This is a genomic window from Acidimicrobiales bacterium (genome assembly GCA_016794585.1).
Classification (GTDB): domain Bacteria; phylum Actinomycetota; class Acidimicrobiia; order Acidimicrobiales; family DATDAH01; genus JAEUJM01.
In genome coordinates this window covers 1-13,844 of the sequence record JAEUJM010000009.1, presented here as the reverse complement: position 1 = coordinate 13,844, position 13,844 = coordinate 1, and the positions used below count along the sequence as shown (strand labels likewise).

The window sequence follows — 13,844 nt, the reverse complement described above, 5'->3', positions numbered from 1 at the left end:
GCCTCGTTCGACAGGAGCACCTGTGTCCAAACTCGGCGCGCCCGCCTTCGCGCGGGTTGTCTGCCTCGCGTTGTCCGTCTGCGCTTCCGCGCTGGTCGCCTTGCTCGGCCCGATGGCCGCCCCGGTGTCTGCGCACGCGACGCTCGTCGCCACCAATCCCTCGGCTGACGAGTTGCTCGACCGCGTCCCGGTGGAGGTCCGACTCGAGTTCGACGAGGGCGTGGAGGTGGTCGACGGCGGGGTCCGCGTGTTCGGTCCGTCGGGTGACCGGGTGGACCGTGGCCTGGCCGAGACGCGTGACGGCGGCCGCGTCGTCCTGGCGACGATCGACGATCCTGGGACGCAGGGGACCTACACGGTGTCGTGGCGTGTCCTGAGTGAGGACAGCCACAACCTCTCGGGATCCTTCGTGTTCCACGTCGGCACCGAGACCGGCGGGGCCGACATCAGCGACGATGCGAACACGGTCACCGATGTTGTCGGCGGGTTCGCCCGATGGGCTGCGTACGCCGGTGCGCTGGTGGCGTTGGGCGCGGCGGTGCTCGCGTCCGCCAATCCCGGTGAGACCGCTGTCCGTCGCCGTCTACGGCTGATCGTGATGGCCGGGGCAGGTACCGCGGCCGTTGCTACGGCGGTGGTGCTCGTCGCCCAGACCGCTGACGTGGCAGGCCGGTCCCTGCTCGACTCGATCGCCATCATCCGCGACATCGCCAGCGAGACGCGGTCCGGTCGTCTGACCATGGCGCGGGTTGTGCTGCTGGCGGCCGCGGGAGGCGCAGCGGCGATCGGTGCCCTGTGGGCGAAGCGGCCCTGGGTCGCCGGGGGCCTCGTCGTGTGTGCCATGGTCACGTGGCCGTTGTCAGGACACGCCTGGACGACCTCTCCGCGGTGGGTCGCCGTCGGTTCCGACTTGATCCACTTGGTCGCGGTCGGTGTGTGGGTCGGGGGCCTGTTCGCCCTCGGCTGCTCGCTGAGAGCGGCGGACGACGAGGCCGCCGTGGCGCGGCGCTTCTCGAAGACGGCGGTCTTGACGGTGGCCGTGGTGGCCGTCAGCGGTTCGATATCTGCGTTCTGGCAGCTGCGGTCGTTCGACGCACTGATCAACACGGGATACGGGCAACTGCTGATCGTCAAGCTCGTTGGCTTCGCGGCGCTCGTCATCATCGGGTCGCTCAACCGCGCCCTGTTGTCCTCGTGGACCGAGCGGTCATCCCAGATCCTGATTCGCTTCGTCAAGGCCGAGGTCGTCCTCGCCGTCATCGTGCTGGCGTTCACCGCTGCGCTGGTGAACCAACCCCCCGGCCGCGATTCGGTGAGTCGTCCCTTCGCGGCCTCCGCACAAGCCGACGGCGGCGCCACACGCCTGGACATCACCGTGACACCCGCGCGTGTGGGCCAGAACGACATCCACCTGTACTTCTTCGACGAAGCGGGACAGAGCCTCGTGCCCGTTGACGCGGTCGAGATGAAAGCGGGCACCGATCAGATCAATCCGAGACGCCTCGACATCGAGGCCATCACCCCAAGTCACTTCTCGAGCTACGGCGCATCACTGACCACGCCGGGAACCTGGACCCTGACGGTCACCGCGGTCCAGGAAGGTCAGACGTCCACCTACACGGTCGAGGTACCAATTCGATGATCAATCGCCGGCGTTCCACCCTCGTGGTCCTCGCAATCGGGTTTGTGCTGTTGGCGCCCGTCTCGTCCGTCGCCGCGCACGAAGGGGGCGGCACGATTTCCGTCGAGTCCGCCGACCCAGCCTCCGATGCTTCCGTCCGGTACGTGGTCCGGCTGATCTGGGACAACGACGGCCACCCCGCTGCTGCTGCGGACACGACGATGACGGCGGTTGCGGTGGGCGACGACGGATCCACGCAGACACCGGTGGCCCTCGAACCGGTCGATGACGACGGCCGCTTCGCAGCAACCGTCGAGTTCCCGGACCCCGGCAGGTGGACTGTCCGATTCACCGCCGTCAGCCCGGAAGCCACCCTCGAGGTCCCCCAGCAGATGGATCCACCCCCCACCACGTCGACCGCGGCTCCGTCGACCACCTCCGAGGTGACGCCGGCTGCGACGATCGCACCGGCAGCCGACAGCGGCGATGGCACGAAGGCCGGGACCATCATCTTCGTGACCGTCCTCCTTGTGCTCGCCAGCGCAGCGTTCCTGGTTGCTCGACGCGTGCGCGGGTTGCGCGACGCCGACGCACAGCGGCAGGGACCAGCGAAGGAGCAACACGAGTGAGACGCCTCACCGTCGGCGTCGCAGCGGTCTTGGCGGCCCTTCTCGGGCTTGCCTCGCCGGCCGCCGCCCACGGCGGCCCGGGAGGCGACGATCCAGGGGGCACGAACTACCGCACGCGCATCCTCGAGGTGAGCCCTGAGGTCGCCGGGCTCGAGATCCGCGTGATCGAAGCCGGGGCCCGCCTCGAGCTCGCCAATCACACCGGCGAAGAGGTCATTGTCCGGGGCTACGAGGACGAACCGTTCCTTCGCATCAACGACGACGGTGTCTTCGAGAACCTCCGCTCGCCCGCCACCTACCTCAACCGTTCCCGACAGGCATCCACCGCCATCCCCCCGGAAGCCGATGCCGACGCTCCGCCCGACTGGCAGCGCATCGACACCGGACAAGTGGCGCGTTGGCACGATCACCGGGCGCATTGGATGGGCGGCGATCCCCCTGCTGTGGTGAACGATCCGGGGTCGCAGCACGTCGTCATCCCGACCTGGGTCGTCCCCATCGACGTCGGCGACGAGACCGTCGAGGTGTCGGGTGACCTCCTCTGGGTGCCCGGACCGTCGCCTTGGCCCCACTACCTCCTGGGGGTGGCCCTCGCCGCAGGGTTCACCCTCGCCGGGCTGAGCCAGCGTTGGCGATGGGCGGTAGCCGCGGGGATGGTCGTGTTGCTCATCGGCGCGGGCCTGGATGCGATCGGTGTCTGGGCGGAGACAGCAGAGCCAACGTTGGCCAAGCTCGGCGGACTCGGCGCACCCTTGACGACGGCGGCCATCGCCATCGTGTCCGTCACGCAACTGCGGCGGGCGCCACGCGAGGCGCTGATCTTCTCAGCGGCAAGTGCCACCAGCTTCGGGCTGCTCTTCGGTGTTGCCAACCTGGACTGGCTGAGCCGCTCGCAGCTGCCGACGGCACTGTCCCCGGCGGTGGCCCGACTGACCGTCAGCGCCTCACTCGGCGTCGCGGTCGGGATCCTCGGCTTGACAGCCATCCGCTTCCCGAAGCTGCGACGCGCACCGGGACCATCCCGACCCCCGGTTCGCCGAGCCCCGGCCCTCACCGGGGCCCTCACCGGCGATGTGAAGCGACACCGCAGGATCTTCCTCCTGCTGGTTTGCTGGGTCGCGGCCGCCGCGTTCGGGCTTGCAGTCCTCACCTTCGACCAGGGTGATGACAACGGCACAGAATCAACAACCGCGGCCCATGGCGCGGTGTGCGACGCGCTGCGTGAGGCACGAGGGGGCAACGCTGATGCCGCACGCCGGATCTTCACCGACGAAGCGCACGACGCGCTCCACCAGCTGGCCGCAGACGCAGCCGAGCAGGACCGCGCGGCGGCAGCTGAACTGCTCGAAGCCAAACAGAAGGTCGAGTCATCGCTCAGCGGTCGATCACCACAACTCGCGACCGATCTCGCACAACTCGCGCCGACCATGCGACGAGCGTTGGACGTCACCGACGAGAACCCACCATCGGCGTGCGCCGAGGAAGCAGACCAACCATGACCATCCACACCCGCGCCCGACTGGGCACCCTGCTGTGTGCGGCCATCATCGCGGCCGGTTGTTCGAGCGGTTCGGGGAATGACGAGTCCGTCGAGGAAGCCGAGGCCGCTGACGTCGGAACCTCCTCGCTCGTCGCCCAGGTCGCCAGCTACGACCTCACGACCGAACGGCCGCAGCGGATCATCGTCGGCTTGCTCGACAACGACAACAACCTGGTCTCCTTCGGCGACGTCGAGTTCGCCTTCTCCTACCTCGGAACGTCCGACGAGCCCCTCGACACCCCGGAGCAAGGCCCGGCCCTCACGGCCGACTTCCGCCCGATCCCCGGTCAGGCCATCGATCTCCAGACGCCGGGGCCGCGCCTCGGCGAGCCATCCGACGGCGCTGGGGTCTACGGGGCCGACGGTGTCGAGTTCGCCGACGCCGGCATCTGGGAAGTCGAGGTCACCGCGGACCTCCCCGGCGGCGACGCCACAGCGACGGCGAACTTCGAAGTCGCCGCCGAGAGCGACATCCCCAACGTCGGCGATCCCGCGCCCCGAACCGAGAACCTCTTGCCCGGTGACCCCGACGCGCCCGTGAAGGCGATCGATTCGCGCGCTGAACCCGACGGGACCGTGCCCGACCCCGAGCTGCACAGCGAGACCGTGGCTCAGGCGATTGCTTCGGGCCGCCCGGCGCTCGTGGTGGTGTCGACGCCGGTGTTCTGTGTGAGTCGTTTCTGCGGCCCCATCACCGACAGCGTCGATACGCTCGCCGCCGAGACGGGCGACGACGTGGCGTTCATCCACATCGAGGTGTGGCGCGACTACGAGCGCAACGTGCTCAACCGCGGTGCCGCAGAGTGGATCTACCCGAACCAGGAAGGCAACGACATCCACGAGCCGTGGGTGTTCCTCATCGGGCCCGATGGCACCGTTATCGAGCGCTGGGACAACGTCGCCACCGACGCCGACCTGCAGGCCGCGGTTGACGAGGTCACGGCGTGATCAGTGCTCGCCTGGCTCGCCGCCCTCTTCCGCACGACGGGCCTCGAGGGACGCGGCGCGACGGTTCGCGACCATCAGCCGCGCCCCGAAGGCCAGGACCGGGACACCGACCACGATCAGCTCATCCCAACCACCCTGGTGGGCCATCAGGAATCCACTCACTCGCCCGTCCTATGGAAGCAGTCGGGGTGAGCGTCTCGGGCTGGTCATCGGCAGCGGCGAACTCATCCGAACGGACAGGAGACCAACGATGAGCGAGAAGGCGATGCTGGACCTGCCGGTGCTGCTGCCAGATGCCCTCGACGGGCGGGACCGGTGCGTCGACCGGCTGACGAGTACCCTCACCGGCGCATCAGGTCTGGACCAGGTGCACGTCATCGAGGCGGCCGACGGGGCACCCGCCCGGCTGTGTCTGCACTACGACCCCGCGGTCACGAGCATGGCTCGGATCCGCTCGTTGGCCACGGGCGCCGGTGCATCGATCACCGACCAGTTCGGGCACGTGTTGTGGCCCGTCACCGGCATCGGCCACGTCCGCAAGGCCCGCTCGGTGAGGGAGGCGCTCGGCCGCATCGAGGGCGTGATCGAGGCTGACGTCGCCCCAGGGCTCGTGATGGTCGAGTTCGACCGCACGCGGCTCGACGACGGGGCGCTACGCGAGGCGTTGCAGAGGCGCGGCGTCAAGGTCCAGGCTCCCGGCGAAGACCCCGAAGCCCACGACCATCCAAAGGGCCAGCACGACCACGGCGGACCGTTCGGGGAGCGCAGCGAACTGGTCTTCGCCATCACCTCGGCCGCACTGTGGACGGTGGGCTTCGTGCTCGAGCTGGCCACCGACCTGAGCGAAACGGCCCTGACCCTGTTGTTCATCGCCGCCGGTGTATTCGGTGGCTACTTCACGGCCCGTGAGGCCCTCGAGAGCGTCCGCAACCGCCGGTTCGAGATCGACTTTCTGATGCTGGTCGCCGCCGCAGGCGCCGCTGCGCTCGGCAAGTGGGAAGAGGGTGCGCTCCTGCTGGCGCTGTTCAGCCTCGGCCACGCCCTAGAGGGCTACGCCATGGGCCGGGCGCGTCGCGCCATCGAAGCGCTCGGCGAATTGGCCCCGAAGACCGCCACCGTGCGGGCCGGGACCGACGAACGCGAGATCCCCGTCGAGCAACTGAGCCTGGGCGATGTCGTGATCGTCAAGCCCAACGAACGCATACCCGCCGATGGGTTCGTCGTCGCCGGCACCAGCAGCGTCAACCAGGCACCGCTCACCGGCGAGAGCATCCCCGTCGACAAGGTGCCCGTCCGCGATCCGGCCACGGCTGCGGCGTCACCCGAGGCCGTTCCGGCGTCGTCACGGCTGTTCGCGGGCACCATCAACGGCGCCGGGCAACTCGATGCCCAGGTGACGCGCCTCACCAAGGACTCGACGCTCTCGAAGCTGGCCACCATGGTTCGGGAGGCCGAGACCCAGGCGTCGCCGACACAGCAGTTCACCGATCGGTTCGAGCGCATCTTCGTACCCGCCGTGCTCGTCCTCGTGGTCGGGGTGCTGATCATCGGCGCCGCGCTCGGATCGCCGCTCGCCGAGTCGTTCTACCGTGCGATGGCCGTGCTCGTCGCGGCCAGCCCCTGCGCGCTGGCCATCGCAACCCCCAGCGCCGTGCTGGCGGCGGTCGGCCGCGCCGGCCAGCTCGGGGTGCTGGTGAAAGGTGGTGGCCCGCTCGAGCACCTGGGCACGCTCCGCGCCATCGCCTTCGACAAGACCGGCACCCTCACCGAAGGACGCCCGAAGCTGACCGATGTGGCGCCCGCCGAAGGCGTCGACCATGCCGAGCTGCTGGCGGTGGCCGTGGCCGTCGAGGAGCGCAGCGACCATCCACTGGCGGCGGCCATCGTCCGCGATGGTGGCGCCGAACTCGAAGGAGAGTCGTCCTTGACGGCGAGTCAGGTCACGGCCATCACCGGCCGGGGGGTGCGGGCGACGGTCGGCGCCACATCGGTCCTCATCGGCAACGTCGCGCTGTTCGAGGAGAACGGCGGGCTCCCGCAAGCGGTGGCAGACGAGGTGCGCTGGCTCAACGCCAACGGCCGCACGATCATGATCGTCAAGCAGGACGACCGATTCCTCGGGGTCCTCGGCGTCCGCGACACCCCGCGCCCCGGGGCCCGCCAGGCGGTGCTCGCCCTGCAGTCAGTCGGCATCCGGCGAGCCATCATGCTGTCGGGTGACAGCCAGCAGGTCGCCGATGCCATCGCTGGGGACGTCGGCCTGACCGATGCCTGGGGCGACCTCATGCCCGAGGACAAGGTCACCGCCATCGAACGGCTGCGCGACGAAGAGGGCAAGGTCGCGATGATCGGCGACGGGGTCAACGACGCGCCCGCGCTCGCCCACGCCACCGTCGGCATCGCCATGGGGGCCGCCGGGTCAGACGTCGCTCTCGAGACCGCCGACATCGCCCTGATGGGCGATGACCTCTCGAAGCTCCCGGTCGTGATCGGACTCAGCCGCAAGGCGAGCGGCGTCATCCGCCAGAACCTCTTCCTCAGCCTCGGCATGGTGACGTTCCTCATCCCCGCCACGCTCATCGGCTTTGTCGGCATCGGCCCGGCCGTGGTGTTCCACGAGGGCTCCACCCTCGTGGTGGTCGCCAACGCGCTCCGCCTGCTCGCCTACCGACCTGCAGTGCCGTCCGTTCCATCCCCCGACAAGGAGCCTGACACATGACGCGGAACGTCAAGATCCCGCTGGGGCTCGTCCTCGCCGCCGGACTGGTGCTCGTGTTCGTGGCCAACACGAGCGGCGACCGCACCCCAGCGCCAGCGAGCGGCTCGGGTGAACCGGCGGCGCAGGTCGTACGAGAGGACAGCCAGAGGTTGTCGGTCGCCGAGGACGGCGAGGTCACCTTCGTCGAGTTCCTCGACTACGAGTGCGAGGCGTGCGGCGCGGCCTACCCGGCCATCGAAGCGCTCCGCGAGACGTACGACGGACGGGTCACCTTCGTCGTGCGCAATTTTCCGTTGCACAACAACTCCGAAGCCGCAGCCCGCGCCGCCGAGGCCGCCGCCGAACAGGGCAAGTTCGACGAGATGTACTCCATGCTCTTCGAGACCCAGGCGGACTGGGGCGAACAATCCGAATCCAAGCAGGAGCTCTTCTTCCAGTACGCCGAGGATCTCGGGCTGGACATGGACCAGTTCGCTGCGGACTACGACGACCCCGCCATCCTCGAGAGGATCGAGCAGGACCAGGCGGACGGGCAGGCGCTCGGGGTCGAGGGAACGCCGTCGTTCTTCCTGAACGGGGAGAAGATGGAGATCTCCAGTTTCGAGGATCTCACCGCTCAGATCGACGAAGCGTTGGCCCAGTGACTCTGCGTGACCGTGACGTCTGCTGAACTCGAGGACGCCGATCGGCGCCTGACGTGGCTGTACATGATCGGCGGCGCCATCGGTCTGATCGCTGCGGTGGTGCTGCTGATCGAGAAGGTCGCGCTGCTGGAAGACCCGACCTACGTGCCGAGCTGCAGCATCAACCCGATCCTCAGCTGCGGCTCGATCATGCGTACCAGCCAGGCCGAGGCGTTCGGGTTCCCCAACCCGCTCATCGGCGTAGCGGCCTTCCCGGTCGTCGTCACGACCGGTGTCGCGATGGTGGCCGGTGCGGCGTTCCGGCGCTGGTACTGGCGAGGCCTTCTCACCGGCACCGTCGCAGGCCTGGTGTTCGTGCACTGGCTGATCTTCCAGAGCCTCTACCGCATCGGCGCACTCTGCCCCTACTGCATGGTCGTGTGGGTCGTGACCATTCCCCTGTTCTTGTACACGGCGCTGCACCTCGCCCAGAGCTCACCCGCGCTCGAGCGCAGTCGCTTCACCCCGATCGTCCGACTCGCGACCACCTACCACGGCGTCATCCTCACCATCTGGTACCTGGCGATCGCGGGACTCATCGCCCGCCGGTTCTGGAACTACTGGTCGACTCTGCTGTGATCGCCGCCCCACCGCACGTCCCAATCCTCCGGGAGCGCAGCCGCTGATGCCGCCTTCAACGCCAAGTGAAGCCCGTGCCCCTCGTTGGGGGTTGGGCGATGCGGCCGCCGGACTGTTGCTCGCCAATGTGTGCGCGGTCGTCGGCGGAGGACTCATCCTCGCTGCGACGGGCTATGACGCGACCGACACCGACGACCTGCCCCTCACCATCGTTGCAGCCCTCCAGGTACCCCTGTGGCTGGGGTACCTCGGCGCGCCACTGTGGGCGGCGCGCACGAAAGGCAACGGTGTGATGGCCGACTTCGGCTTCCGCATGCGGTGGACCGACGTGCCGATCGGGCTGGTCATCGGCGTCGCAACACAGGTCGCGCTCATCCCGCTCCTCTACGTCCCGATCTTCTGGCTCACGGGCAAACAGGACCTCTCCGCTCCCGCTCGAGAGCTGACCGATCGAGCGACGGACCCCGCCGGCACCGTGCTCCTCATTGCGATCGTCGTCATCGGAGCGCCGATCGTCGAGGAGCTGTTCTTCCGCGGCCTGCTGCTTCGAAGCGTTGAGAAGCGGTTTGGGACTGCCTGGGCCGTCGCCACCACCTCCATGCTCTTCGGAGCCATCCACCTCCAATTCGCGCAGTTCCCCGCCCTCGCAACCGCCGGCCTCGTGTTCGCGACCCTGACCGTGCGGACGGGCCGACTGGGTCCTGCGATCTGGGCCCACATCGGGTTCAACGGCGTCGCCGTGGCGTCCCTCCTCGCGACGGCGGCGCTCGTCCGATGACCACTCCCCCGTCACAGCATCGGACGTTCGCGTTCGTCGACCTCGCCGGCTTCACCCTCGCGACCGAGGTGCACGGCGATTTCGCGGCAGTGGAGCTCGCACATCGCCTGGTGGAAGTCACCCAGGCAGCGTTGGGTTCGACGGATCAGCTGGTGAAGTCCATCGGTGATGCGGTGATGCTCGTCTCGACAGATCCAGTCGACGCGGTCAGAGCCGTCGGCGCCATCTGTTCCGCATTGGACCAGGAGCCGGCCTTCCCGGTCTTGCGCGCCGGACTCCACACCGGCCCCGCGCTCGAACGAGACGGCGACTGGTTCGGCGGCGCGGTGAACCTCGCCGCGAGGGTGGCGGCACGCGCCGCTGGTGACCAGGTGTTGGCGACCGAAGGAGTCGCCGCAGTTGCATCGACTGCCGGGTTCGAGACCCGACCGCTCGGGATCGAACGGCTCCGCAACGTCCGAGAACCGGTGGCGCTCTACGAGGTCATGGCGTGCCCCACGGTGCCGGACCGGGTCATCGATCCGGTCTGCCACATGGCCGTCGACCGCCGATCGGCGCCGGGCCGCCTTCGCCACGACGATCACGAGCACATGTTCTGCTCACTCGAGTGCGCAGGAGCATTCGCGTCCGACCCCGGCCGCTACACAGCATGACCAGTACCGGGAGATCGACGCCTGCGGAGATGGGTGTCGCAGGGCGACCACCGTCGCAGGGTCAGAGCGCGCCGGCGCGTGCTGCCGCACGGCGGCCTGCTGTGAGCCTGCTTCGATTCTCGATGAGAACGTCCCGCCTCAGCTCACCGTGAGCGTCCCGGTCATCCCTGCCTCGGCATGACCGGGGACATCACACTTCATGGCGTAGGTCCCGGGAGCGAGTGATCCCAGATCGAGCTCGGTCGTTGCCCCACCGTCCACCATCTCCGATGCGATCCCATCGACACTGAGGTTGTGGACCACCGTGCCTTCGTTGCTGATGTTCAGCACGGCCCCTGCCGGCACATCGACCTCGCCGGGTGTGATGGCGAACTCCTCCAGCGACACGGGCACGGCCTCGGCACCGGTAGCCGGCGCCGCCCCACCGTTGCCGCCGGCGTGATCGACCTCCTCGACCGCTCGCGCCGCCAGGCCGACGGCGAAGATCGCGGCCAGGAAGGCGAAGGCGGCGATGAACACCCCCGCCAACGCGAGCGTTTCGGTGTTGAGCCCGGGTCGGCCACGAGTGACCGCCGCCTGCTCCGGTCGGTCCGGGGGGATCGCTGTCATCGGTGCTCCTACTCGACGATGAGGGCGGTGACCATGCCGAACATGCCGTCTGGTCGCTCCGCGTGGCTGAGGATGTGGCAGTGGAAGGCCCAGACACCAGGACTGTCAGCAACGACGATCGCGTCCCAGCGCTCACCGGGGGCCACGGTGATCGTGTCGCAACGGAACGGCTGCGGCAGCAGATAGCCATCTCGGGCGAACACCTCGAGTGTGAGGCCGTGGAGGTGGATGGGGTGCACCATCTGGCCCTCGTTCATGAAGCGGAACCGGATCCGGTCGCCAAGCCCGGCCGTGTAGGGGGCCGTCGCCGGGAACCCCTTGCCGTTGATCGTGAAGCCACCCAGTGAGTCGTTGAGGATGTAGAGCTCGTCCTTGTCATACGCGGGCTCGGAGCCGCGCTCGGCTGGCTCGACGAGCAGAGCGCCCAACAAACCCTTGCCCACCTGCTCGGTGGCGTTGTGGTGGGAGTGGTACATGTGGCTGCCGAACGGTCCCGGCGTGAACTCGTAGGTGTATGACTCGCCGGGGAGGATCGGTGGCTGGGTCACGTACGGAACCCCGTCCTGGTCGTTGGGCACTCGCTGCCCGTGCCAATGCACCGACGTGCTCTGGGTCAGCTCGTTGCGGACCACGACCCGCACGGGCTCACCTTCGACGACCCGCAGGGTCGGACCCGGGACGATGCCGTTGTACCCCATGGCCGCTATACGTTCACCGGGAGTGACCTCCCATTCGATCTCCTCGCAGGTGAGCTCGAACACGCGGACGCCGTTCACGGTCCGCCATTCGAGGTCGGTCGCCCCCTGCCCCGCGGTGATGGGCGACGCGGCGTTGTCGAGGAACTGGCCGACCTTGGCTTCAGACGATGCGTTCATGTCGGCGTCGGACATGCCGGACCCCGCCATGCCCGTCGTCCCCGAACTGTCCATCACCATCGTGGTCGACGTCGCCGCCGTCCTGGCCGACGATGGCTCCTCTGGCGCTCTCGTGGGCCACGCCGCAGCGGCGGTCGCACCCACCAGCGCGGCACCACCGGCGCCGGCGGCGACCATGCCGATGAACACCCGTCGATCGACTCCGGGCCGGTCCCTGGGGTCGTCGGCGTCCGCGTTCGTTGCTCTATCGATGTCAGCCACGAGCAGCAGCTTCCCGGACCATTGGCCGCGGTACTAGGGCCGAAAGTCCGGATTACCGGCTCTTTGAGTCGCAGCCCTCGACCAGGCGCACGAGGTCGCGGATGTCCGAGCCGACCTTCTGCGGGTGGTTGCTGGCCGAGCGCCGCGGGATGGCGACGGCCTTGAGGGCGATGAGCGCCCGATTCGTTCCACCGAGTCACTCGCTTGCAGCAAGTCCGCTGTGCTCCACGGATCCGCGCTGCCTCAGACGCTGCCATCGTGCGTCAACGCGGCGTTCTACCGATTGTTCCTCCGGGTCCCGACCACCGGGATCCACGTCTTGAAGGAGGAACATCATGAACGGATACGTGGCACAGCGGCGTGGCCGCTTCTACGCGGTGATCTACGAGGGCCGCGACCCCATCACCGGCAAGGAGCGCCGCCGGTGGCACCCGGCCGGCACCGATCGGGCCGAAGCCGAACGTCTCGCCGCCAAGCTGGCGGCCGAGGAGAACAAGCGCACCGACGCGGTGCGATCGCTGAGCTTCGGCGCCTACCTCACCAGCCAGTGGCTGCCCGCCAAGAGGCTCCACCTCGCCACCAGCACCTACCGGGGCTACGAACGCAACGTCCAGCTGCACATCCTTCCGGTCCTGGGCCGGATCAGCATCCGCAGGCTGCGCTACCAGCAGATCGAATCGCTCTACGACGCGCTCCTCCACCCGAAGGCGGGCCGGGGGCTCGCGCCGAAGACCGTGTACGAGATCCACCTGATCATCCGCGGCGCCCTCACCGACGCCTGCCGTCGGGGGCTGGTCTCCCGCAACGTCGCGCTCGTCGCGCGGGCCCCCAAGCAGCGGTCCCTGCAGAGGATCGAGGGCAAGTCGTTGACCGAAGAGCAGCTGCGTCAGCTCATGCGAGCAGCGGCGGGACACCGGTTCTTCCCCATCTACTGGCTCACCGCGATGACCGGGATGCGCCGCAACGAAGTGCTCGGCCTCAAGTGGCCCGACATCGACTTCAAGAAGAAGCGCATCGCGCTGAACCGCGGACTGATCGCCGTCGGCTACGAACTCCACCAGACCCGAGGCAAGACCAAGACCGCCCGCCGCAGCATCGACCTCGACGCCACGACGCTGGCCGTCCTCGCCGGTTGGCGCGCGTTCCAGGCGGCCGAGTTCGCGGCGATCGGCATCGAGCCGGAGGAACCGTGGGTGTTCGCCGACGGCGATGGCGAGCCGGTCCATCCCCACGCCGTGTACCAGGCGTTCGGGCGGATCGTCCGCAACGCCGGTCTTCCCCACATGCGATTTCACGATCTGCGCCACACCCACGGGAGCCTGCTGCTCAAGGAAGGGGTACCGGTGAAGGTCGTGTCCGAGCGGCTCGGCCACGCCCACTGAAGCGCCCCGGGTTCAGTGGAGGGCGGGTTCTCCCAACAGCGGGTGCTGCTGGGTGTTGATCTGACGGTAGTAGTCGTTCTCGAACTCGACCGGTGGGACGTAGCCGAGGCTGCCGTGGAGGCGGACGTTGTTAAACCACCACACCCAGTTCAAGGTGGCGAGCTCAAGGTCATCCGCGCCTTGCCAGGGGCCTTCGTGGCGGACGCACTCGGTCTTGTAGAGGCCGATGGTGGTCTCGGCGAGCGCGTTGTCGTAGCTGTCGCCGACGGTGCCGATCGACGCGACCGCGCCGGCGTCAGCCAAGCGGTCGCTGTAGCGGATCGAGGTGTATTGGCTGCCGGCGTCGGAGTGGTGAACGAGCCCGTCGACGAGCTGGTCGGCCTGGGCTCGGGTCCACAGGGCCATCTCGAGCGCGTCGAGCGGTAACTGGGACTGCCGCGCGGCGGGGTGACATCTGATCTGTGGTGCTGAGTGGTGCCACGGGAGAGGATGTGCACCATGCCCAAGCCGTATCCGAAGGAGTTCCGCGAGGAGGTCGTCCGGGTCGCCCAGAACCGCGAGGACGGC

Annotated in this window: 15 protein-coding genes; 11 read left to right on the top strand and 4 right to left on the bottom strand. The window is 68.4% G+C overall.

Annotated elements, in window-relative coordinates; genetic code table 11:
- Nucleotides 1-22 precede the first annotated feature (22 nt).
- The 4 genes from JNK12_03290 to JNK12_03275 are packed head-to-tail and all read left to right on the top strand — an operon-like array spanning nucleotide 23 to nucleotide 4,738.
- Nucleotides 23-1,642: a copper resistance protein CopC/CopD gene (locus JNK12_03290; protein ID MBL8774925.1), complete on the top strand. Its 1,620-nt coding sequence runs from the start codon at nucleotides 23-25 to the stop codon at nucleotides 1,640-1,642.
- Nucleotides 1,639-2,250, top strand: coding sequence for a hypothetical protein (locus JNK12_03285; GenBank protein MBL8774924.1), 612 nt, complete (start codon nucleotides 1,639-1,641; stop codon nucleotides 2,248-2,250). The genes JNK12_03290 and JNK12_03285 overlap by 4 nt, the downstream gene beginning before the upstream one ends.
- Nucleotides 2,247-3,749, top strand: a complete 1,503-nt coding sequence (locus tag JNK12_03280) for a hypothetical protein (protein ID MBL8774923.1) — start codon at nucleotides 2,247-2,249, stop codon at nucleotides 3,747-3,749. Before JNK12_03285 ends, JNK12_03280 begins: the two co-directional genes overlap by 4 nt.
- The gene (locus JNK12_03275) at nucleotides 3,746-4,738 is read left to right on the top strand and encodes a hypothetical protein (GenBank protein ID MBL8774922.1); all 993 of its coding nucleotides are present in this window, start codon (nucleotides 3,746-3,748) and stop codon (nucleotides 4,736-4,738) included. The genes JNK12_03280 and JNK12_03275 overlap by 4 nt, the downstream gene beginning before the upstream one ends.
- Here the strand turns inward: JNK12_03275 and JNK12_03270 are convergent, their stop codons facing one another.
- Nucleotides 4,739-4,900, bottom strand: a complete 162-nt coding sequence (locus JNK12_03270; protein ID MBL8774921.1) for a hypothetical protein — start codon at nucleotides 4,898-4,900, stop codon at nucleotides 4,739-4,741.
- Between the two features lie 88 nt (nucleotides 4,901-4,988).
- On the opposite strand from JNK12_03270, the gene JNK12_03265 reads away from it, so the two are divergent.
- The 5 genes from JNK12_03265 to JNK12_03245 all read left to right on the top strand — a co-directional run bounded on the left by JNK12_03265 (nucleotide 4,989) and on the right by JNK12_03245 (nucleotide 10,150).
- Nucleotides 4,989-7,457: a heavy metal translocating P-type ATPase gene (locus JNK12_03265; protein MBL8774920.1), complete on the top strand. Its 2,469-nt coding sequence runs from the start codon at nucleotides 4,989-4,991 to the stop codon at nucleotides 7,455-7,457.
- Nucleotides 7,454-8,101: a thioredoxin domain-containing protein gene (locus JNK12_03260; protein MBL8774919.1), complete on the top strand. Its 648-nt coding sequence runs from the start codon at nucleotides 7,454-7,456 to the stop codon at nucleotides 8,099-8,101. Before JNK12_03265 ends, JNK12_03260 begins: the two co-directional genes overlap by 4 nt.
- Nucleotides 8,102-8,113: 12 nt before the next feature.
- Nucleotides 8,114-8,719 carry a vitamin K epoxide reductase family protein gene (locus tag JNK12_03255; protein ID MBL8774918.1) on the top strand — a complete coding sequence of 202 codons (606 nt, stop codon included), beginning with the start codon at nucleotides 8,114-8,116 and terminating at the stop codon, nucleotides 8,717-8,719.
- 91 nt (nucleotides 8,720-8,810) lie between these two features.
- Complete coding sequence (locus tag JNK12_03250; GenBank protein MBL8774917.1) at nucleotides 8,811-9,497, top strand: CPBP family intramembrane metalloprotease; 687 nt, start codon at nucleotides 8,811-8,813, stop codon at nucleotides 9,495-9,497.
- On the top strand, nucleotides 9,494-10,150 hold the full coding sequence (locus JNK12_03245; GenBank protein ID MBL8774916.1) for a YHS domain-containing protein: 657 nt from the start codon (nucleotides 9,494-9,496) through the stop codon (nucleotides 10,148-10,150). Before JNK12_03250 ends, JNK12_03245 begins: the two co-directional genes overlap by 4 nt.
- A 138-nt stretch (nucleotides 10,151-10,288) precedes the next feature.
- Here JNK12_03245 and JNK12_03240 read toward each other — a convergent pair whose 3' ends face one another.
- Both JNK12_03240 and JNK12_03235 read right to left on the bottom strand, forming a co-directional pair.
- A complete protein-coding gene (locus JNK12_03240) occupies nucleotides 10,289-10,759 on the bottom strand; it encodes a cupredoxin domain-containing protein (protein ID MBL8774915.1) in 471 nt (156 codons plus the stop codon).
- 8 nt (nucleotides 10,760-10,767) lie between these two features.
- Nucleotides 10,768-11,649 (bottom strand): multicopper oxidase domain-containing protein, encoded by an 882-nt coding sequence (locus tag JNK12_03235; protein MBL8774914.1) that lies wholly within the window; start codon nucleotides 11,647-11,649, stop codon nucleotides 10,768-10,770.
- On the opposite strand from JNK12_03235, the gene JNK12_03230 reads away from it, so the two are divergent.
- Entirely contained in the window at nucleotides 11,633-11,932 is a 300-nt protein-coding gene (locus JNK12_03230; GenBank protein MBL8774913.1) for a hypothetical protein, read from the top strand. The genes JNK12_03235 and JNK12_03230 overlap by 17 nt on opposite strands.
- Before the next feature lie 298 nt (nucleotides 11,933-12,230).
- Complete coding sequence (locus tag JNK12_03225) at nucleotides 12,231-13,277, top strand: site-specific integrase (protein ID MBL8774912.1); 1,047 nt, start codon at nucleotides 12,231-12,233, stop codon at nucleotides 13,275-13,277.
- A gap of 12 nt (nucleotides 13,278-13,289) precedes the next feature.
- Here JNK12_03225 and JNK12_03220 read toward each other — a convergent pair whose 3' ends face one another.
- A complete protein-coding gene (locus JNK12_03220; GenBank protein ID MBL8774911.1) occupies nucleotides 13,290-13,682 on the bottom strand; it encodes a transposase in 393 nt (130 codons plus the stop codon).
- Nucleotides 13,683-13,844 lie beyond the last annotated feature (162 nt).